This is a genomic window from Serratia rhizosphaerae (genome assembly GCF_009817885.1).
GTDB classification, from domain to species: Bacteria; Pseudomonadota; Gammaproteobacteria; order Enterobacterales; family Enterobacteriaceae; genus Serratia_B; species Serratia_B rhizosphaerae.
Map to the genome: position 1 here is coordinate 4880259 of NZ_CP041764.1, position 20657 is coordinate 4900915.

Here is a 20657-nt window from a genome sequence, read left to right on the forward strand (position 1 = left end):
TTAAAGGACTATTTATTTTTGACTCTGCCGCGCCATGCTGTAAAGTGATTATTTTCACCAACTATTGGCGAATTTCATCATGAGCGAGCAGATCGATCCCCTGATGGGCGAAGCAAACGCCTTTGTAGAAGTATTAGAACAAGTCTCGCAGCTGGCAACCCTGAACAAACCGGTGCTGGTGATTGGCGAACGCGGTACCGGCAAGGAGCTGATCGCCCACCGGCTGCACTACCTGTCCAACCGCTGGCAGGGGCCGTTTATCTCCCTCAACTGCGCCGCGCTGAATGAAAATCTGCTGGATTCCGAACTGTTCGGCCATGAGGCCGGCGCTTTTACCGGTGCGCAGAAGCGCCATCTGGGGCGTTTTGAACGCGCCGACGGCGGTACGCTGTTTCTCGACGAGCTGGCGACGGCGCCGATGCTGGTGCAGGAGAAGCTGCTGCGGGTGATTGAATACGGCCACCTTGAGCGCGTGGGCGGCAGCCAGCCGCTGCAGGTGGACGTGCGCCTGGTGTGCGCCACCAACGACGATCTGCCGGCGCTGGCGGCGGCCGGCAAATTCCGCGCCGATCTGCTCGACCGACTGGCGTTTGACGTGGTGCAGCTGCCGCCGCTGCGCCAGCGGCAGCAGGACATCATGCTGCTGGCGGAGCACTTCGCCATCCAGATGTGCCGAGAACTTGCGCTGCCGCTGTTTCCCGGCTTTACCGCCCGCGCCCGTGAGACGCTGCTCGGCTACGGCTGGCCCGGTAACGTGCGCGAACTGAAAAACGTGGTCGAGCGTTCGGTATACCGCCACGGCAGCAGCGAACAGGCGCTGGACCAGATCGTGATCAACCCGTTTGCCCGCAGCACACCGACGGATACACCGGCCGCGGAAGCGCGGGCCGCCGACATCCCCGCGCTGCCGCTGGATCTAAAAAGCTGGCAGAGCGAGCAGGAGAAACGGCTGCTAGAGCAGGCGTTGCGCCAGGCGCGTTTTAACCAGCGCAAAGCGGCGGAACTGCTGGGGCTGACCTACCATCAGCTGCGTGGCATGCTGAAGAAACATGCGCTGCAGCCCGGTGAAGAGCCGTCCGCCTGAGGCCCAGGTCAGCGACGCCATAATATGCGCCCGCGGCCACTGGTATGCCGGATCGCGGTGGCTGCGCTCGTGCCACAGCATCACCATCTCGAACCCCGGTACGGCCACCGGCGGTTCCTGCACCTGCAGAGCGGCATTGCCGCGCGCCAGCCGTTCCGACGGCAGAACGGCGGCGACTATGACATCCCGGCGCTGACGCTGCGTGCGGGTCTTGCTCCCGGGCAACGCGGATTAGGCGTACATCGCGAATAAATGGGGATCGACAGGCAAAAAAAAAGCCAGCACCCGAGCTGGCTTGAAAATAATACTGGAAGCAATGTGAGCAATGTCGTGCCTTTCACGTCAGCGCCGCGGGAGCGGCCTTCCGTGAACTGCGAGGTGATGATAATGGTTCTCAATATCAGCTGTAAAGCTTTTTGTTGAGAATTTTTCTCATCTCCACAACAACATTGTGCAATTACCAGGCAGGAAACGGGTCAGCCATCTCCAACCAATACGCCAGACCGACCGCCATCTCCGCATCGCTCAGCAGACACGCATCCAGCCGGCGCACCATCTCCGCCTGCGGCAGATGCTGACCGATAAACACCAGCTCCTGGCGCATATCGCCAAACGGTTCAACCCAACGTTCCAGAATCTGCGCCCGCGTTTCCTCATCCTGCGGCCAGTTATCCTGCGGAATGGCGCGCCAGAACAACCCCGCGACGCCGTAGCGGGCAATGCCGCCGGCCTGGCTCCACTGCCCGGCGTGCTGCGGCCGCGTCGCCAGCCAGAAAAAACCTTTCGAACGCAGCAAGTTGCCGCCGGCCCAGTCGCCGTTAATCAGGCGATAGAATTTGTCCGGCGCAAACGGCCGACGGGCGCGGTAGACAAAGCTGCTGATGCCGTAATTTTCCGTTTCCGGCAGATGCTCGCCGCGCAACTCCTTCAGCCAGCCCGGCGCACGCTGCGCCTTTTCAAAGCTGAAGCGATGAGTGTTAAGCACTTCGTCCAGCGGCAGCGTGCCCGGCGCGATCGGGATAATCTTCGCCTCGGTATTGAGACTGGCTAGCAGCGCCGTGACTTCCGCCAGCTGCAGCGGCGTCAACAGGTCGGTTTTACCGATCAGTATCACGTCGCAAAACTCGATCTGTTCAATCAACAGATCCGCCACGCTGCGCAGGTCATCCTCCCCCAGGCTTTGCCCGACTTCCTGCAGGCTTGCCGCCTGCTGGTACTGCTCAAGGAAATTAACGCCGTCCACCACCGTGACCAGCGTGTCCAGCCGGGCAAACTGCGACAGGCTCTCTCCCGCCTGATCCTCAAAGGTAAAAGTCTCCGCCACCGGCAGCGGCTCCGAAATACCGCTGGATTCAATCAGCAGGTAGTCAAAGCGGTCGGCCTGCGCCAGCTCACGTACCGACACCAGCAGATCTTCCCGCAGAGTACAGCAGATACAGCCGTTGCTCATTTCCACCAGCTTTTCCTGCTGGCGATCGAGGGTGACTTCGTTGGCCAGCAGCGCGGCGTCGATATTCACCTCGCTCATATCATTGACGATCACCGCCACGCGCATGCCCTGACGGTTGTTCAGTATATGGTTAAGCACCGTGGTCTTGCCGGCGCCAAGAAAGCCGGAAAGCACCGTAACCGGAAGTGGTTGCATGGCAGCCTCACTAAAATTCGTTGCGTAATGCCTGATAGCCGCGCACCAGATCGACGTTGGTGGCGGCCACCTCCTCTGAAAATTGCAGCGCGTCGCGGTCCACCTGGCCATAGCACGACAGATCGCTGTCTGCACCGACTCGTTCGGTGGACGGGATATAGCACTGCTCCGGCAGCGTCACGCCGTCCACCACCGCGTTGTAACGCACCACGCAGCCGCTGCGCAGATGGCAGTTGAACAGCACGCTGTTAAAACCGACGAACACCCGGTCATCGATGCGGCACGGCCCATGCACAATGGCACGGTGGGCGATGGAGCTGTAGCTGCCGATGGTTACCGCCGCGCCGCTTTTGGAATGGATCACCACGCCGTCCTGAATATTGGAGTGGGCGCCGATCACAATCGGCGCCATATCGCCGTCGGCGTTAACTTCATCGGCGCGAATCACCGCGTAAGGCCCGACGTACACGTAATCGCCGATAATCACCCGCCCGCAGATAATCGCAGTGGGATCGATATAGGCTTGGGCGGAGACCTGCGGCAGATGGCCGCTGGGATTTTTACGCAGCATCAGCGTCCTCCCGCCAGCTCAGCCGGGCCACCGCGTTATGCGCATGCAGGCTTTCCTGATGCTCCACCCGCACGCTGAAGGCGCGGTAGCAGCACGAGCGGCGCAGGGCGTCATACAACCGGCGCGCGGCATCTTCACAAAACATCAGGTTGCGGCCGTTAGCCAATGCAAACGCCTGCTCGTCCTGACGCTTGACCAGCGTCTGCACCGGCGTCCCCAGCGCATGCTCGATGCGGTCGATCAGCGAAATCACCGGCAGTACTTTTTCATCGCCGGACAAGGTGACCGTCACCCACGCCCAGCTGCGCTGGCTGTGCGGCGTCGCCGGCATGCCGTGCGTCCCCAGCCAGTCTGCCACCTGCTGCGTCCCGACCGTTGCATCATCCGCTTCGATATCGACCAGAAACTGCTGCTGCGCCGCCTGACGGCTGAGAGCCGCCGACGCCGGGCAGGTGGATGAATAAGGCACGCCGACCTGCAGCGTCAGCGTTGGCAGCAGCGCCAGCGCTGCGGTAATGCGCAGCGGGTAACTTTTCCAGCCGCGCTGCGGGCTGATCAGCGCCGGACGCGACAGCAGCAGTTCACCGCCGATCTCCAACTGCACCCGATCGCTGTCCGTACTCTGCGACTGCAGACATTCGGCCAGCGTGTTGATAATGCGTCGCGGCGTCAGTTCCCCCTGCGTCAGCGCATCCAGCGTCAGATACAGGCGCGACATATGAATGCCGCGCGCGCCGTCACGGTTGGCGCAGACGTTAACGCCGACGCTTACTTCGGCATTTAGCGGACGCCCCGCCACCTCCAGCGGCAGCGCGATGCCCTGCATTCCCACCCAGTCAAGGGCGATATCGCTCATCTCCCCGTGTCCGCTCTGCACATCCGGCAGCGGCTGACGGTGAGCCATAGCCGTATTTCCCATGTTTCCCCTGCAGTTGTTAGTGACCAGGCAAAAACGGTAACACGAAATGGATATGTTATAACATAACATTTTGTCTTTTTTTCCGCCTGCACGGCGCCGTGACGCCCGGTTGGTCAATCAAGCCGCAGAAAAATCGACGTTTTTATCTGAAGAATTGGGCAGTTCGCCAGAGTACGGTACACTAACGCTATCGCTTATTAACCCATGAAGCCTCTATGCGTGGTTTACCCATTTGGATCCTGTCGTTATGCCTGGGCAATTCGCTGATGGCCGCCGCTGCGGCTGCGCCCGCGGCTGATGCTCCGGCGCCCCTGCCGGACGTACATCAGAGCGGTTTTGTCTATTGCGTCAACGGCATCCTGAACACCTTTAATCCACAGATGGCCAGCAGCGGCCTGACGGTCGATACGCTGGCGGCGCAGCTGTACGATCGCCTGCTGGATGTTGACCCCTATACCTACCGGCTGATTCCGGAGCTGGCGCAGCGCTGGGAGGTGCTGGACAACGGCGCGACCTATCGTTTCCACCTGCGTAAAGACGTGCCGTTCCAGCACACCGCCTGGTTTACGCCAACGCGTAAAATGAACGCCGACGATGTGGTATTCAGCTTTGAGCGGGTGTTTAACCACAAGCACCCGTACCACGACGTCAACGGTGGCGACTACCCCTACTTCGACAGCCTGCAGTTCTCCGATTCGGTGCAGAGCGTGAAAAAGCTCGATAACTATACCGTCGAGATTCGCCTGCAGGCGCCGGACGCCTCGTTCCTGTGGCATCTGGCTACCCACTATGCACCGGTGCTGTCGGCAGAGTATGCCGACAACCTGAGCAAGGCCGGCGACCAGCAGATGATAGACCGCGAGCCGGTCGGCACCGGGCCTTTCCTGCTGAATGAATACCGCTCCGGGCAATATATCCGCCTGGCGCGCAACCAGGCCTACTGGAAAGGCGAGCCGCGTATGGCGCAGGTGGTGATTGACCTGGGCGCCGGCGGCACCGGCCGGCTGTCGAAACTGCTGACCGGCGAATGCGACGTGCTGGCCTATCCGGCCGCCAGCCAGCTTTCCATTCTGCGCGACGATCCGCGCCTGCGTCTGACGCTGCGGCCGGGGATGAACATCGCCTATCTGGCCTTCAATACCCGCAAGCCGCCGTTCAATAACCTGAAGGTGCGCCAGGCCATCTCGCTGGCGATCAACAACCAGCGTCTGATGCAGTCGATTTACTACGGCACCGCCGAGACCGCCGCGTCGATTCTGCCGCGCGCTTCCTGGGCGTATGACAATGATGCGCACGTCACCGCCTACGATCCGCAGCAGGCGCGCCGTATGCTGAAAGAGGCCGGCGTCGACAATCTGCAGCTGAAGCTGTGGGTGCCGACCGCTTCACAGTCCTATAACCCCAGCCCGTTGAAAACCGCTGAGCTGATCCAGGCCGATCTGGGCCAGATCGGCGTGCACGTCACCATCGTGCCGGTAGAAGGCCGCTTCCAGGAGGCGCGGCTGATGGAGATGAACCACGACCTCACCCTGACCGGCTGGGCCACCGACAGCAACGACCCGGACAGCTTCTTCCGGCCGCTGCTGAGCTGCGCGGCAATTCGCTCGCAAACCAACTATGCTCACTGGTGCGACCCCGGTTTTGATGAAACGCTGCAAAACGCCCTGCTGTCGCAGCAGCTGGCGCAGCGCATTGACAGCTACCGTCAGGCGCAAAAAATTCTGGAGCAGCAGCTGCCGGTGCTGCCGCTGGCGTCATCGCTGCGTCTGCAGGCCTACCGTTATGACATCAAGGGGCTGGTGCTCAGCCCCTTCGGCAATGCGTCATTCGCCGGCGTGTATCGTGAAACGGCGGAGGGAGAAAAACCGTGATTATCTTTACTCTGCGCCGCTGCCTGCTGCTGATTATCACCCTGTTTTTCCTGACGCTGGTAGGCTTCAGCCTGAGCTACTTCACGCCGCACGCGCCGCTCAGCGGCGCCGGGCTGTGGGATGCCTACCAATTTTATTTCACCAGTCTGCTGCACTGGGATTTCGGCGTGTCCAGCATTAACGGCCAGGCTATTGACGAACAGCTGCGTGAGGTGTTCCCGGCCACCATGGAGCTGTGCATTCTGGCCTTTGCCCTGGCGCTGTTTATCGGTATCCCGCTTGGCATTATCGCCGGCGTGATGCGCGGCAAATGGCAGGACACCGCCATCAGCACCTTTGCGCTGCTGGGCTTTTCTATTCCGGTATTCTGGCTGGCGCTGCTGCTGATGCTGTTCTTCTCGCTGCATCTGGGCTGGCTGCCGGTTTCCGGCCGTTTCGATCTGCTGTATCAGGTGCGGCCGGTCACCGGCTTTGCGCTGGTCGACGCCTGGCTGTCCGATTCGCCGTACCGCAGCGAAATGATCGCCAGCGCGCTGCGCCATATGATTTTGCCGATCGCCGCGCTGGCGGTGGCACCGACCACCGAAGTGGTGCGGCTGATGCGCATCAGCACCGACGAGGTGTTCAGCCAGAACTATATCAAGGCGGCGGCCACCCGCGGCCTGTCGCGCTTTACCATTATCCGCCGTCACGTGCTGCACAACGCGCTGCCGCCGATCATCCCGAAGCTGGGGCTGCAGTTCTCCACCATGCTGACGCTGGCGATGATCACCGAAGTGGTCTTCAGCTGGCCGGGTCTGGGACGCTGGCTGATTAACGCCATTCGCCAGCAGGACTACGCCGCCATTTCTGCTGGCGTGATGCTGGTCGGTTCGCTGGTCATCACCATCAACGTGCTGGCCGATATCCTGGGTGCGGCAACCAACCCATTGAAACATAAGGAATGGTATGCCCTTCGATAACGTATACCGCGAAAAGAAAATGCCGAGCCCGCTGCGCTATACCTGGCGGATATTTTACGGCGACGCGCTGGCGATGATCGGTTTTTACGGCGTGATTGCGCTGGTGCTGCTGTCGCTGCTCGGCAGTCTGCTGGCGCCCTATGCGCTCGACCAGCAGTTCCTCGGCTACCAGCTGCTGCCGCCTTCCTGGTCGCGCTACGGCAACGTGTCGTTCTTCCTCGGCACCGACGATCTGGGGCGCGATCTGCTGAGCCGGCTGCTGACCGGCACCGCCGCCACCTTCGGCTCGGCGCTGGTGGTGACGCTGGGCGCTGCCTTCTTCGGCGTGATCCTCGGCGTGCTGGCCGGCGTGACCCACGGCCTGCGCTCGGCGGTGCTGAACCATATTCTCGATACCCTGCTGTCTATCCCGTCGCTGCTGCTGGCGATCGTGGTGGTGGCGTTTATCGGCCCGAAACTGGAGCACGCCATGCTGGCGGTGTGGCTGGCGCTGTTGCCGCGCATAGTGCGCACCATTTACAGCGCGGTGCATGACGAGCTGGAAAAAGAGTATGTGGTGGCGGCGCGGCTGGACGGCGCCTCAACCCTGCAGATCCTGTGGTATGCGGTGCTGCCCAATATCGCCGCGGTGCTGGTGACCGAGTTCACCCGCGCTCTGTCGATGGCGATCCTCGATATCGCCGCGCTCGGCTTTCTCGACCTCGGCGCACAGCTGCCGTCGCCGGAATGGGGCGCCATGCTCGGCGATTCGCTGGAGCTGGTATATGTCGCGCCCTGGGCGGTGATGCTGCCCGGCGCCGCCATTCTGATCAGCGTGTTGCTGATCAACCTGTTGGGCGACGGCATGCGCCGCGCCATTAATGCGGGAGTGGAATAATGCCGTTGCTCGATATCCGCAATCTGACGATTGAATTTATGACCGCCGACGGACCGGTCAAGGCGGTGGACCGCGTCAGCATGACGCTGAGCGAAGGCGAAGTACGCGGGCTGGTGGGTGAATCCGGCTCCGGCAAAAGCCTGATCGCCAAGGCGATCTGCGGCGTCACCAAAGATAACTGGCGCGTCACCGCCGACCGTCTGCGCTTTGACGACATCGATCTGCTGCAGCTGACGCCGCGCGAGCGCCGCAAGCTGGTGGGCCACAACGTCTCCATGATTTTCCAGGAGCCGCAATCCTGTCTCGATCCGTCCGAAAGCATCGGCCGGCAGCTGGCGCAGGCCATCCCCGGCTGGACCTATAAAGGCCACTGGTGGCAGCGCTTCAACTGGCGGCGTCGCCGGGCGATTGAGCTGCTGCACCGCGTCGGTATAAAAGATCACAACGATATTATGGGCAGTTTCCCCTATGAGCTCACCGAAGGGGAATGTCAAAAAGTGATGATCGCCATCGCGCTGGCCAACCAGCCGCGTCTGCTTATCGCCGATGAGCCGACCAATGCGATGGAGCCCACCACCCAGGCGCAGATTTTCCGCCTGCTTGCGCGGCTGAATCAAAACAACAACACCACCATTTTGCTGATCAGCCATGACTTGCAGATGATGAGCAAATGGGCTGACCGGGTGAACGTGCTTTACTGCGGCCAGACGGTGGAAAGCGCCCGCTGCGAGGAGTTGCTGGCGGCACCGCATCATCCGTACACCCAGGCGCTGATCCGCGCCATGCCGGACTTCGGCCGTTCGCTGCCGCACAAAAGCCGGCTCAATACCCTGCCGGGGGCGATCCCGTCACTGGAGCATTTGCCTATCGGCTGCCGGCTGGGGCCGCGCTGCCCTTACGCGCAGAAGAAATGCATCGAAACCCCGCGCCTGCGTGCGGTGAAGAATCACCTGTTCGCCTGCCACTTCCCGCTCAATATGGAGGAACAGTGAGATGGAAACGCTATTGGAAGTGCGCAACCTGAGCAAAACCTACCGCTACCGCAGCGGTCTGTTCCGCCGTCAGCACGTCGAAGCGGTCAAGTCGGTGAGTTTTACCCTGCGTGAACGCCAGACGCTGGCGATTATCGGCGAGAACGGTTCAGGCAAGTCAACGCTGGCGAAGATGCTCTCCGGCATGGTGGAACCCAGCGCCGGCGAACTGCTGATCGACGACCATCCGCTGGCCTACGGCGACTACCGCTACCGTAGCCAGCGCATCCGCATGATTTTTCAGGACCCCAGCACCTCGCTCAATCCGCGTCAGCGTATCGGGCAGATTCTGGACGCCCCGCTGCGCCTGAACACCGATCTGGAACCCGAGGAGCGCGAGCGGCGCATTAACCAGACGCTGCGCCAGGTCGGCATGCTGCCGGACCACGCCTATTACTACCCGCATATGCTGGCCTCCGGCCAGAAGCAGCGCGTAGCGCTGGCAAGGGCGCTGATTCTGCAGCCGAAGGTGATCGTCGCCGATGAGGCCCTGGCCTCGCTGGATATGTCGATGCGCTCGCAAATCATCAACCTGATGCTGGAGCTACAGGAGAAGCACGGCATCTCCTATATCTACGTTACCCAGCATTTAGGAATGATGAAGCACATCAGCGATCAGGTGCTGGTGATGCACGAAGGAGAAATCGTCGAGCGCGGCAGCACCGCCGAGGTACTGGCTGCGCCGCTGCACGATCTGACCAAGCGGCTGATCGCCAGCCACTTTGGTGAGGCCCTGACCGCCGATGCCTGGCGGCGCGACGGCGGCGGACGCTTCTGATACTACATCGCCGCCGGATTGGCTCTACGTGTCCGGCGGCACTGCCATTATGAGAATCCGCCGTATCAAATTGACATCATCTTCCCCTGACGCGCCCCCGACACAACCACACTGACACGATTAATCTCACAGCTCCCACACCGCTGAATCGTTTATTTTTTAACCAATGTCACATTTCTCCGTCAGCCCCCCTTTCTCTGGCACGGCGATTGCTCGTTATTTGAACATTTTCATTCTGGCAGGAGGCCGTCATGCCACAACGTAACAGTACCCTGGCTCAGGGAGTCGCTTTTTTTGATAAACAACGCATTATTGCACGCCCGGGTTTTAATCGCTGGCTGGTTCCTCCCGCCGCGCTGGCGATTCACTTGTGTATCGGTATGGCCTATGGTTTTTCGGTGTTCTGGCTACCGATGTCGCAAATGGTTGGTCAGGCCTGTCCCGCTGACGATGGCGTCTGGCAGCAGCTCACCACGACCGATTGCGACTGGCGCATCTCCATGCTGGGGTGGACTTACACGCTGTTCTTTATCTTTCTCGGCTGCTCGGCCGCGTTGTGGGGACAATGGTTGGAAAAAGCAGGGCCGCGCAAAGTGGGCATGGTCGCCACCTGCTGCTAGTGCGGCGGTCTGCTGCTGGCCGCACTGGCCCTCTATCTACATCAGCTGTGGCTGTTATGGCTAGGGGCGGGAGTGATTGGCGGCATCGGTCTGGGGCTGGGGTATATTTCGCCGGTTTCCACCCTGCTGCGCTGGTTTCCTGACAAACGCGGCATGGCCGCAGGCATGGCAATAATGGGCTTCGGCGGCGGTGCAATGGTGGGCGCGCCGTTCGCCAACGCGCTGATGACATTTTACGCCGACGGCGGCGCGCCGGGCATCTGGCAGACGCTGCTGACCCTGGCGGGGATCTATGCTGTGTTCATGCTTGGCGGCACACTGTGCTACCGCATTCCGCCCATCGGCTGGCTCCCCAAAAGTTGGCCGCCGCCGGAAAGCGCCGGCGATAATGCCGCCGCACAAGGCGCGATTCAGGTGCATGTCGCTACCGCCTGCCGCACGCGCCAGTTCTGGCTGTTATGGCTGGTGCTGTGCCTGAACGTGTCTGCCGGCATCGGCATTCTGGGCATGGCGTCGCCGATGCTGCAGGAGGTGTTTGCCGGCCGACTGCTCGGCCTGACGCTGAGCTGGTCACAGCTGGACGCCACACAGCTGACCAGTATCGCCGCCATCGCCGCCGGCTTTACCGGTCTGCTCAGCCTGTTTAATATCGGCGGACGCTTTTTCTGGGCCTCGCTGTCCGACTATGCCGGCCGGCGAATCACCTTCGCTATCATCTTCGCGCTGGGCGGTTTACTCTACCTACTGACCACATTAGCCAGCAGCAGTGGCAGCGTCATTCTGTTTGTCACGACGCTGTGCATTATCATTTCCATGTACGGCGGCGGTTTCGCCACCATCCCGGCCTATCTCGCCGATATTTTCGGCACGCTGATGGTCGGCGCCATACATGGCCGTTTACTGACGGCCTGGTCCGCAGCCGGCATTCTCGGTCCGGTGCTGGTCAATTACCTGCGGGAATATCAATTGGCAGACGGTGCCGCACCCGCGCAAGTTTATACCAACACCCTGTATGTTCTGGCGGCACTGCTGGTGCTCGGTTTTATCTGCAACCTGTTGGTCAGACCGGTATCGGCAAGGTATGCCATGAGCGAGCAACAGCTGCAGCAGGCCGCATCAGCCTATCGCCGCGATCCGGCGATGCCGCTGGCCTGGGACGCCGACCGCAGCAGTTATCTTTGGGTGGCGTTGAGTTGGTTAATCGTCGGCTTACCGCTGCTGTGGGGCGTGTCCGTGACCCTGCTGCAAAGCGCGCGTTTCATCTTATAAGGGCAGAATAATGATACGCATCGCGCTAATACTGCTCCTGGCGCTGATTATCGGCATATTGCTTAGCCTGGGTACACTCTGGTATCTGCAGCATTTTACCGATACCCAGGCGGACGGGTTAATTACGCTTATTTTGTTGCTGGGCATCGCTTATGGCTCATTGGTGATTGCCACCCATTTGGTGCACCGTTGGCGGTGCTAGCGAGGCTGAGGATTATGCACCAGATGTCAAACTATATGATATTTTTTGATATAACATTATATTTTATTCCCTTCAGTTATTGATTAGCACGTAACATTATTTTATCTCGCTATTCGAATCAGTGAAGATATCCCTACGTTGAGTTGATTAAACAACAGGATATCTCACTGATGACGAGTCCACGCCTCAGGGAACAACCGCGCCAACATCATAGCCAGTGGTATCATGAAACCCAGTGCAGCGTACGCGGCGATATGCCGTTAGAGCCGCAGGCCGCCCTGATCCGCGACCGCTTTTTGCTGGGGCTGGGCGAATTTGCCGACCCGGCATTGAATCAGGCGCTGATCGCCCGGGCGCCGCTCTTCAGCGCCTCACTGGCCTGTTGCCGCGTACTGTTTCCCGAACAGATCGCGTTGTCGCGTCACGTGACACTGTCACCATACGATCGCCTCTGTACCGCCCTGACGGTGGCGCAGGTCACTGGCGTGCAGTCGCTGTGTAGCCACTACGCCTCCCGCCTCGCCCCGCTCGACAGCCCCGACGCCTCCCGTGAAAGTAATATCCGCTTAGCGCAAATCACCCAATACGCCCGCCAGCTTGCCACCCAGCCCACGCTGATCTGCCGTAAAGCGCTGCAGCAGTTGAGCGACGTCGGCCTGAGCGTAGCGGATATCGTCTCCTTCGTGCAGATTATCGGTTTTGTCAGCTATCAGGCGCGGGTGGTCGCCGGCATCGCCGCGCTGGCGGGCCGGCCCGCTGCGGTGGCGCCGGGTTTCACCACCCAGCAGGACGCCGAGGCGCTGCACCTTGACGAACGGCCGCCGCTCTGGCGGTCTCGCCTGACGCCGCTGCAGCCCGAAGAAGCGGCGGCCGAACAGCTGGACGTGCTGGACCAAAGCCACCCGGACGCACGCACTGAAGATTACTATCTGCTGCTGGCCCACGATGCCGCCGCCCTGCGTGAACGCAACGGCGTATTTAACGGTATTCATGGCAGCAATGATGAAACGAGCCGTCGACTGATGGCGCTGGCGGCGCTCTGCACCTCACGCATCAACGGCAGCCGCTATTGTGCCGCCAGCGTGGCGGCCGATCTGCGCAACCCGCCGCTGGTGCACGCCCTGTGCGACAGCATCGATGCCGGCTGTCAGCGTGCGGCGGATCCCCGACAAAAAGCGGTGATACAGATCAGCAGCGCATTAACCCGCAGTCCGGAAAAGTTTACGCCGCACAGCGTACAGCCGCTGTTTCAGCTGGACGTGACGCAGGCGCAGGCGCTGGATCTGATACTGACCAGCGCGCTGTATGCCTGGGAGAACCGTCTGCGCTATAGCCTGGGCGATACGCTTTGCGTCAGCGCGGAAGACCGGGAGTAACTGACTGCAGCAGCCAGCCTTGGGCCGCGTCAAAGAAGTGCTGGGCCAGCGGCGTCGCCCGGCCCGGCTCGGCCACCACCACCGCCGCGTGACGCGTCATCGGCGCAATCGCGATCGCACGGCGCTGCAGCTGCGGCGTCATTTCCGGCAGTAAATTGCCGCGCGGAAAGATGCCACAGCCTAAACCGACGAAAATCCCCTGCAGCAGTTGCAGCAGCGAGCTGGTTTCCAGCCGCGTATGCAGCGTTAACCCGGCGTCGCGGAAGTTCTGATCGATATAGCGGCGGAAATAGCGCGACGGTTCCGCCAGGCACTGCGGCAAGTCGGCGACCTCACGCAGCGTCAGCGGCGTATCGCCTACCAGCTGCGGAAAGTGCTGCGGATGAAACAGCAGATCGACGCCGCTGTCTTCCAGCGGCTGCGACTGGAAATGCAGCTCGTGCAGCGTCTGTAGCTCGAAAAAACCGATGCCGATATCCACCGTATGGGCGGTCAGAGCCTCCAGCAGCTGGTCGGCGCTGAGTACCGAAACGCGGAAATCCAGCCGGGGAAATTTGACGCTGATCGATTTCAGCAACTGCGCCAGCATGATGCTGCACTGCGGCACCGCGCCAATCACCAGCGTTCCGTTCAGCCCGTGCTTGAGCGATTCCACCTCCAGCTTCAGCCCCTGATACACCGAGACGATTTCCCGCGCCCAGGCCAGCACGCGTTCGCCCTCTGCGGTAAAGCCTTCAAAATTATTGCCGCGGTTGATCAACGCCACGCCCAATTCTTTCTCCAGGTTTTTCAACCGCATAGATAGCGTCGGCTGGCTGACGAAACTGGCTTCCGCCGCCCGGCCGAAATGGCGTTCGCGCTCAAGATTACACAGATAAATCAGTTGCTTAATATCCATTAATTCGCTCGGATGATAATATCTGAACAAAGTATATCATTAAGCAGCAAAAAGCGGGCCCGTGCGACGGCGGCTGGGCCCGGAGGGAATAGTTATACTTTGAGTTTTATGTAGTCCACCAGCCGCGAGAAGATACCGCCCTGATTAACCGGCTGCAGCGCCACCAGCGGCAGCGTTTCCAGCAGTTTACCATCGTCGCTGATGCGCACTTCGCCGATGGTCTGGCCCGCCTTGAGCGGCGCTTCCAGACGTTTGCCGTTCAGCACGTACTGCGCTTTAAGCTTCTGCACTTCGCCCTTCGGCAGACTGAGCGCGTGATCCTGCTGAACGCCGACCTGTACCTGCGACTTATCGCCGTACCAGACCGTCTCATTGCCCAGCGCGGCGCCGGCCTTGAACACCTGTACCGTGTCAAAGTCGCGCAGTCCCCAGGTCAGCAGTTTACGCGCCTGCTCTTCACGCCCTTTCGAACTTTTGCCGCCCATCACCACGGCAATCATACGGCGGTTGCCTTCGGTGGCGGAGGCAATAATGTTAAAGCCCGCCGACGCCGTATGGCCGGTTTTCAGGCCATCGACGTGCAACGTTTTATCCCACAGCAGGCCGTTGCGGTTCTGCTGCGTGATGCCGTTCCAGGTCAGCGATTTTTCGCTGTACATGTGATACTCCTCCGGCTCGCTCAGAATGATCGCCCGCGATATCTGCGCCAGGTCTCCGGCGGTGGTGAACTGCCCCGGCGCATCCAGGCCGTGCACCGTTTCAAAGTGGGTGTTTTTCAGCCCGAGCTGCGCCGCTTTCTGGTTCATCAGCTGTACAAAGGCCGCCTGGCTGCCGGCCACGTAGTCGGCCATCGCCACGCAGGCGTCATTGCCGGAGTCAATGATAATGCCGCGGCTGAGATCGCGCACCGTGACCCTGTCACCTGGTTTTAAGAACATCAGCGAGGAGCCTTTAAATACCGGGTTGCCGGCGCCCCAGGCGTCCTGGCCAACCGTCACTACGTCATCCAGGCTGATTTTATGCTGGTCCAGGGCGTGGTCGACCACCAGTCCGGTCATCAGTTTGGTCAGGCTGGCGGGATTACGTCGCTCGTCGGCATGATCCTGCGCCAGAATCTGGCCGGTGACCGAATCCATCAATACATACGAAGCCGCATCGATTGGCGGCGGGGTCAGCGCGGGCGCTGCCGCCGCCTGGGCTGCCAGCGGCAGTAACATTCCACATATAACGGCCAATACACTAGGCTTCACAAATATATCCTCTTCATATCATTCTATTTTAAGCGGGCTAGACTGCACCAAACGACGCGGCAGCGGAATCGCCAGTCTTTTACAGCAGATAACAGAGTGCAACCATTTGTATGCGTTCCCCCTGCCCGGTAATAAACCTTGCCAACCCGCCGGCGGCGGCGTCACGTTTTGGCGAAGAAACAGGCATGACGGCCGCGAAATCCATTCCGGTTGTTATCAGACGTTGCCAGATGTTACCGCCGGCCACACGTATCCGGTAAGACAGGGTATACTCGGCACAGCGCCATACACGAAGCATCAAGGAGAAAAATTATGCCTCTGAACGAATTATTAAACCTGCCGGGCGTCGCCGCCCAGCCGGAAAGCGTTACCGACGGTTATGTGTTTAACCACACCATGATCCGCGTAAAAGATCTGACCAAGGCGCTGGACTTCTATACCCGCGTACTGGGCTTTACGCCGGTATATAAAGAAGACTTCGCCGAGGCGGCGTTTACCATCGTGTATCTGGCCCGCGTGCCGCGCGACCAGATCCCGCAGGACGACGTGCAGCGCAAGCAGTGGGCGCTGAGCCAGCCGGGCATCCTGGAGCTGACGCACAACCACGGCACGGAAAACCAGCCGGATTTCCAGTACCATAACGGCAATAGCGAACCGCGAGGCTTCGGCCACCTGTGCGTCACCGTGCCGGACGTCCGCGCCGCCTGTGAACGCTTCGAACAGATGGGCGTCACCTTCCAGAAGCGCCTGCACGAAGGGCGCATGAACTACGTGGCGTTTATCAAGGATCCGGACGATTACTGGATTGAGATCCTGCAGCCGACGCCGCTGCAGGCGTAATCGCCCCGCCGTCCCGGCCGCTCGCCGGGACGCTTTTCCCCCTCCCGCCCGCAGAATGACCGAAAATAGTCCGCCTCGCCGGGAAAAGCGTGACGTCAGGCTTGCCCGCAGCGGGTGATTCGCGTAAAACTGTCAGCCGCAAATCTTGCCACTCACAACCCATTCACTGGACGATATGTTTCAAGATAACCCGCTGCTGGCGCAGCTTAAACAGCAACTTCACTCTCAGACCCCACGCGTTGAAGGCGTAGTGAAAGGGACTGAGAAAGGCTTTGGCTTTCTTGAGGTAGACGGTCAAAAGAGCTATTTCATCCCACCGCCGCACATGAAAAAAGTCATGCACGGGGATCGCATCGTCGCCACGCTGCATACGGAGAAAGAGCGCGAAATCGCGGAGCCGGACTCGCTGGTCGAGCCGTTCCTGACGCGCTTTGTCGGCCGGGTGCAGAAAAAAGACGATCGCCTGTCTATCGTGCCGGACCATCCGTTGCTGAAAGACGCCATCCAGTGCCGCCCCGCGCGCGGCCTGAGCCACGACTTCCAGGCCGGTGACTGGGCGGTGGCCGAGATGCGTCGTCACCCGCTCAAGGGCGACCGCACGTTTTACGCCGAACTGACGCAGTACATCACCCACGCCGATGACCACTTCGTGCCGTGGTGGGTGACGCTGGCGCGCCACAATCTGGAGAAAGAAGCGCCGGAGATGGCGGAAACCCACGCGCCGAGCGACGCTCTGCAGCGTGCAGATCTGACCGCGCTGGATTTTGTCACCATCGACAGCGCCAGCACCGAAGATATGGACGACGCCCTGCTGGTGCAGGAGAACGCCGACGGTACGCTGCAGCTGACCATCGCCATCGCCGATCCGACCGCCTTCGTCGATGAAGGCAGCGCGCTGGACGACATCGCCCGCGTGCGCGCCTTTACCAACTACCTGCCGGGCTTCAATATCCCGATGCTGCCGCGCGACCTGTCCGACAACCTGTGCTCGCTGCGCGCCAATGAGCGCCGTCCGGTGCTGGCCTGCCGCGTCACCATCGCCGCCGACGGCGCCCTCGGCGACGATATTCACTTCTTCGCCGCCGAGATCGAATCAAAAGCCAAGCTGGTGTACGACGAAGTTTCCGACTGGCTGGAAGGCAACGGCGACTGGCAGCCGCCAAGCGACGCCATCGCCCAGCAGATCACCCTGCTTCAGCGCGTCTGCGCCGCACGCAGCGCCTGGCGTCACCAGCATGCGCTGGTATTCAAGGATCGACCGGATTACCGCTTCGTGCTGGGCGAGCAAGGCGAGGTGCTGGATATCATCACCGAGCATCGCCGCATCGCCAACCGCATCGTTGAAGAGTGCATGATCGCCGCCAACGTCTGCGCCGCCCTCGTGCTGCGCGACCGTCTGGGCTTCGGCATCTACAACGTGCATAACGGCTTCGACCCGGCGCTGGTTGAACAGGCCGTCACCGTGCTGCAGGCCAACGGCGTTGAAGCCGACGCCGAGAAGCTGCTGACGCTGGACGGGTTCTGCGAACTGCGACGCCATCTGGACGCTCAGCCGACCCAGTTCCTCGACAGCCGCATCCGCCGTTTCCAGACCTTTGCGGAAATCAGCACCGAACCCGGCCCGCACTTTGGCCTGGGGCTGGAAGCCTACGCCACCTGGACCTCACCGATCCGTAAATACGGCGATATGGTCAACCACCGCCTGCTGAAAGCGATCATCAGCGAACAGCCGGCGGAGAAACCGCAGGACGCCATGACGCTGCAGCTGGCGGAGCGCCGTCGCGCCAACCGCATGGCAGAGCGCGACGTCGGCGACTGGCTGTACGCCCGCTTCCTGCAGGACAAAGCCGGTACCGATACCCGTTTCAATGCGGAGATCATCGATGTGACGCGTGGCGGCCTGCGCGTACGCCTGCTGGATAACGGCGCCGTCGCCTTTATCCCGGCGCCATTTATCCATGCGGTGCGCGATGAGCTGGTGTGCAGCCAGGATACCGGCACCGTGCAGGTGAAAGGCGAAGTGGTTTACCGCCAGAGCGATACGCTGCAGGTCAACATCGCGGAAGTGCGCATGGAAACCCGCAACGTGATCGCCAAACCGGCGGCGTAACCCCGCTCTCCCCACGTTGGGAGGCCGACACTACCGAGGCCGGGCTGACTGCCCGGCCTTTTTATTGGCAGTATCTGCCGATAGCGCCGCGCTTTCGCATTATCTCATCACATTGTTTTTACAATAAAACAATACTAGCCTCACATTTCTTCGCCGCCCGGCTTCTCTTCCCGCCTAAAACTCCTATTTTTAAGCTGTTACACATTATTCATAACAACATCTCTGTTCATCTCTCTGCACACCAAGGAGTTGTTTACCATGAAGAACGTCAAGTCCGGAATTATCTGGCTGGTGGTGGCGTTGGTCGGAGCCGGCGCGTTTGCCATGCTGGCGCTCAGCCGCGGCGAACACGTCAATGCAGTCTGGCTGGTGGTGGCGTCCGTCGCCTGTTACAGCATCGCCTATCGCTTCTACAGCCTGTTTATCGCCAAAAAGGTGTTTGAACTGGATGACCGCCGGCTGACGCCCGCCGAACGGCACAATGACGGCCTGGATTACGTGCCCACCAACAAGTGGGTGCTGTTCGGCCACCACTTTGCCGCCATCGCCGGCGCCGGCCCGCTGGTGGGGCCGATACTGGCCGCACAGATGGGCTTCCTGCCCGGCACCATCTGGATCCTGATCGGCGTGATGCTGGCCGGCGCGGTGCAGGATTTTCTGGTGCTGTTTATCTCGACCCGTCGCGACGGCCGTTCGCTGGGGGAAATGGCCAAACAGGAACTGGGGGCCTTCGCCGGGGTGATAACCATGCTCGGGGCGCTGGGCGTGATGATTATTATCCTGTCGGCGCTGGCGCTGGTGGTGGTCAAAGCGCTGGCGGACAGCCCGTGGGGGCTGTTCACCATCGCCGCGACCATTCCTATCGCGCTGTTTATGGGCATTTACATGCGCTTTATTCGCCCCGGTAAAATCGCCGAAATCTCGCTGATCGGCTTTGTACTGATGCTGCTGGCGATTATCTACGGCGGCAACGTGGCGCAGCACCCTTACTGGGGGCCGTTCTTTACCCTGCACGGCACCACGCTGACCTGGGTGCTGGTGATTTACGGCTTTGTCGCGTCGGTGCTGCCGGTCTGGCTGCTGCTGGCGCCGCGCGACTACCTGTCGACCTTTATGAAGATCGGCGTCATTATCGGTTTGGCGGTGGGTATCGTGTTCGCCATGCCGGAGCTGAAAATGCCGGCGGTATCGCGCTTTATTGACGGCAGCGGCCCGGTGTTCTCCGGCGCGCTGTTCCCGTTCCTGTTTATCACCATCGCCTGCGGCGCCATTTCCGGCTTCCATGCGCTGGTATCCAGCGGCACCACGCCGAAACTGGTGGAGCGCGAAAGCCACATGCGCTTTATCGGCTACGGTGCGATGCTGATGGAGTCCTTTGTCGCCATTATGGCTCTGATCTGCGCCTCGGTGCTGGACCCCGGCGTCTACTTCGCCATGAACTCACCGGCGGCGCTGATCGGCACCACGGTGGAAAACGCGTCTCAGGTGATCAACGGCTGGGGCTTTGTGGTAACGCCGGAAACGCTGTCGCTGATCGCCCGGGAAGTGGGCGAAAACTCGGTGCTGTCGCGCGCCGGCGGCGCGCCGACCTTTGCCGTCGGCATGGCGCATATTATCAGCGAGGTGTTCAACAGCCGCGCGATGATGGCCTTCTGGTACCACTTCGCCATTCTGTTCGAGGCGCTGTTTATTCTGACCGCCGTCGACGCCGGCACCCGCGCCTGCCGCTTTATGGTGCAGGATCTGGTGGGCGTGGCGGTTCCGCGTCTGGCGAATAACCGCTCCTGGTTCGGCAACCTGGCCGGCACCACCGTAGCGGTGGCCGGCTGGGGGTTCTTCGTCTATCAGGGGGTGATCGACCCGCTCGGCGGCATCAACACCCTGTGGCCGCTGTTCGGCATCGGCAACCAGATGCTGGCCTCGATGGCGCTGATCCTCGGCACCGTGGTGCTGTTCAAAATGAAGAAGCAGCGCTACGCCTGGGTCACCATCGTGCCCACCGTCTGGCTGTTCGTCACTTCGATGACCGCCGGCTGGCAGAAGATTTTCCATGAAAAGCCAAGCATCGGCTTCCTGGCGCAGGCAAACAAGTTCTCTGCCGGCATCGAGCACGGCGAGATTATCGCACCGGCCAAGACGCTGCAGGATATGCAGACCATCGTGTTCAGCAACCAGATTAACGCCGCGCTCTGCGGGTTCTTTATGCTGGTTGCCGTCACCATGCTGATTTCGGCCTTCTTCGTGATCCGCCGCGCGCTGCGCTCCAATACGCCGACGGTGCAGGAAAGCCCGGTAACGCTGCGGGAGGAGAGCCGCCAGGCCTGAAGCCTGCAGCAGAGACCGTTTCCGTAACG

General features: G+C 60.8%; 16 protein-coding genes and 2 pseudogenes. 12 read left to right on the forward strand and 6 right to left on the reverse strand.

Features of this window, described 5'->3' with window-relative positions; genetic code table 11:
• Nucleotides 1–79 precede the first annotated feature (79 nt).
• On the forward strand, nucleotides 80–1084 hold the full coding sequence (gene pspF, locus FO014_RS22735; RefSeq protein ID WP_160031182.1) for a phage shock protein operon transcriptional activator: 1005 nt from the start codon (nucleotides 80–82) through the stop codon (nucleotides 1082–1084).
• Nucleotides 1085–1093: 9 nt separating this feature from the next.
• On the opposite strand, the pseudogene FO014_RS24120 reads toward pspF, so the two are convergent.
• The 4 genes and pseudogenes from FO014_RS24120 to folE2 all read right to left on the reverse strand — a co-directional run.
• Nucleotides 1094–1273 (reverse strand): annotated as a pseudogene (locus tag FO014_RS24120) (LysR family transcriptional regulator); the annotation flags it as partial.
• A gap of 268 nt (nucleotides 1274–1541) precedes the next feature.
• On the reverse strand, nucleotides 1542–2729 hold the full coding sequence (gene zigA / locus FO014_RS22740; protein WP_160031183.1) for a zinc metallochaperone GTPase ZigA: 1188 nt from the start codon (nucleotides 2727–2729) through the stop codon (nucleotides 1542–1544).
• Nucleotides 2730–2739: 10 nt separating this feature from the next.
• Nucleotides 2740–3300 (reverse strand): LbetaH domain-containing protein, encoded by a 561-nt coding sequence (locus FO014_RS22745; protein ID WP_160031184.1) that lies wholly within the window; start codon nucleotides 3298–3300, stop codon nucleotides 2740–2742.
• Nucleotides 3290–4219 (reverse strand): GTP cyclohydrolase FolE2, encoded by a 930-nt coding sequence (gene folE2, locus FO014_RS22750; protein WP_160031185.1) that lies wholly within the window; start codon nucleotides 4217–4219, stop codon nucleotides 3290–3292. Before folE2 ends, FO014_RS22745 begins: the two co-directional genes overlap by 11 nt.
• A gap of 215 nt (nucleotides 4220–4434) precedes the next feature.
• Here folE2 and sapA point away from each other — a divergent pair, with 215 nt between their 5' ends.
• From sapA to FO014_RS22790, 8 genes and pseudogenes are all read left to right on the forward strand, one after another.
• Nucleotides 4435–6090, forward strand: a complete 1656-nt coding sequence (gene sapA / locus FO014_RS22755; protein WP_160031186.1) for an ABC transporter substrate-binding protein SapA — start codon at nucleotides 4435–4437, stop codon at nucleotides 6088–6090.
• Nucleotides 6087–7052: a putrescine export ABC transporter permease SapB gene (sapB, locus tag FO014_RS22760; RefSeq protein WP_160031187.1), complete on the forward strand. Its 966-nt coding sequence runs from the start codon at nucleotides 6087–6089 to the stop codon at nucleotides 7050–7052. The genes sapA and sapB overlap by 4 nt, the downstream gene beginning before the upstream one ends.
• The gene (gene sapC / locus FO014_RS22765; protein WP_160031188.1) at nucleotides 7039–7929 is read left to right on the forward strand and encodes a putrescine export ABC transporter permease SapC; all 891 of its coding nucleotides are present in this window, start codon (nucleotides 7039–7041) and stop codon (nucleotides 7927–7929) included. The genes sapB and sapC overlap by 14 nt, the downstream gene beginning before the upstream one ends.
• Nucleotides 7929–8921: a putrescine export ABC transporter ATP-binding protein SapD gene (gene sapD / locus FO014_RS22770; RefSeq protein WP_105231037.1), complete on the forward strand. Its 993-nt coding sequence runs from the start codon at nucleotides 7929–7931 to the stop codon at nucleotides 8919–8921. Before sapC ends, sapD begins: the two co-directional genes overlap by 1 nt.
• A gap of 1 nt (nucleotide 8922) precedes the next feature.
• Nucleotides 8923–9738: a putrescine export ABC transporter ATP-binding protein SapF gene (gene sapF, locus FO014_RS22775; protein WP_160031189.1), complete on the forward strand. Its 816-nt coding sequence runs from the start codon at nucleotides 8923–8925 to the stop codon at nucleotides 9736–9738.
• Nucleotides 9739–9989: 251 nt separating this feature from the next.
• Nucleotides 9990–11627 (forward strand): annotated as a pseudogene (locus FO014_RS22780) (OFA family MFS transporter).
• Between the two features lie 10 nt (nucleotides 11628–11637).
• Nucleotides 11638–11829, forward strand: a complete 192-nt coding sequence (locus tag FO014_RS22785; protein ID WP_160031190.1) for a hypothetical protein — start codon at nucleotides 11638–11640, stop codon at nucleotides 11827–11829.
• A 170-nt stretch (nucleotides 11830–11999) separates the two neighbouring features.
• On the forward strand, nucleotides 12000–13205 hold the full coding sequence (locus FO014_RS22790; RefSeq protein ID WP_160031191.1) for a CMD domain-containing protein: 1206 nt from the start codon (nucleotides 12000–12002) through the stop codon (nucleotides 13203–13205).
• Here the strand turns inward: FO014_RS22790 and FO014_RS22795 are convergent.
• The gene (locus tag FO014_RS22795) at nucleotides 13183–14103 is read right to left on the reverse strand and encodes a LysR family transcriptional regulator (RefSeq protein WP_160031192.1); all 921 of its coding nucleotides are present in this window, start codon (nucleotides 14101–14103) and stop codon (nucleotides 13183–13185) included. The two genes, FO014_RS22790 and FO014_RS22795, sit on opposite strands and share 23 nt — an antisense overlap.
• A 92-nt stretch (nucleotides 14104–14195) precedes the next feature.
• Nucleotides 14196–15353: a serine-type D-Ala-D-Ala carboxypeptidase DacD gene (dacD, locus tag FO014_RS22800; RefSeq protein ID WP_160031193.1), complete on the reverse strand. Its 1158-nt coding sequence runs from the start codon at nucleotides 15351–15353 to the stop codon at nucleotides 14196–14198.
• Nucleotides 15354–15665: 312 nt separating this feature from the next.
• On the opposite strand from dacD, the gene gloA reads away from it, so the two are divergent.
• The 3 genes from gloA (at nucleotide 15666) to FO014_RS22815 (ending at nucleotide 20628) form a co-directional block, all read left to right on the forward strand.
• Nucleotides 15666–16193: a lactoylglutathione lyase gene (gloA, locus tag FO014_RS22805; protein WP_160031194.1), complete on the forward strand. Its 528-nt coding sequence runs from the start codon at nucleotides 15666–15668 to the stop codon at nucleotides 16191–16193.
• 175 nt (nucleotides 16194–16368) lie between these two features.
• The gene (locus FO014_RS22810) at nucleotides 16369–18303 is read left to right on the forward strand and encodes an exoribonuclease II (RefSeq protein ID WP_160031195.1); all 1935 of its coding nucleotides are present in this window, start codon (nucleotides 16369–16371) and stop codon (nucleotides 18301–18303) included.
• Nucleotides 18304–18561: 258 nt separating this feature from the next.
• The gene (locus FO014_RS22815; RefSeq protein ID WP_105231032.1) at nucleotides 18562–20628 is read left to right on the forward strand and encodes a carbon starvation CstA family protein; all 2067 of its coding nucleotides are present in this window, start codon (nucleotides 18562–18564) and stop codon (nucleotides 20626–20628) included.
• The last annotated feature ends 29 nt before the right edge of the window (nucleotides 20629–20657 follow it).